Below are 620 nucleotides of genomic sequence, written 5' to 3'. Positions count from 1 at the left end.
TATCTATCTATCTATCTATCTATCTATCTATTTTTCAAAAAATAGGATTATCATCCTATCCTGATGTAAATCGCCACTTCGTGGCTCATGGGTGTTTTGAAAATCAAAAGAAATTGATTAAAAACGTTCTCAGAAATAATAATTTAAAAATAAATCAAGATTATTTGAGAACCATTTTTATCCACAGAAATATCCGTAACATCCACAATAGCCCATCACATCATCTTGAAAAATAAAAAATCCGGTTATCATTTTTCTATTCCCTTTTTTAATAAATATCCTACCTAGGCTAGATCCCTAAAGAGATGACAAACTGTATAGAGATCAATAATGGAAGAAAACAAAATTTAAAAATCAGGATAAAAATCTGCGCTCTCTGCAAAATCAGCGAGAGACTATCTGAATAATATATACTATTGTATTTTATTTAAAAAGTATAATCACTTTTAAAGAATTAAGTCCACCGATCATTTTAGGTCTCTTACCTTCAATTAAAAATGATAAAAAATAATCAAAAATAATCTGAATTTTTTTGGAAGTTCTCTATATGCTTTAATTTTGCTAAAACACTAAAACACTAAAACACTAAAACACTAAAACACTAAAACACTAAAACACTA

The 620-nt window shown here is 27.1% G+C and carries 1 protein-coding gene; it reads left to right on the top strand.

Annotated elements, in window-relative coordinates; translation table 11 throughout:
* Positions 1-236: hypothetical protein (locus OXQ85_RS20575; RefSeq protein WP_267407019.1), on the top strand; the 236-nt coding region annotated here is incomplete at its 5' end.
* Positions 237-620 lie beyond the last annotated feature (384 nt).

The sequence above is a fragment of the Chryseobacterium sp. GM_Chr_2 genome, assembly GCF_026540445.1.
Classification (GTDB): Bacteria; Bacteroidota; Bacteroidia; order Flavobacteriales; family Weeksellaceae; genus Chryseobacterium.
Note: the sequence above shows the minus strand (reverse complement) of the source record. Positions and strands in the feature narration are given on the sequence as shown.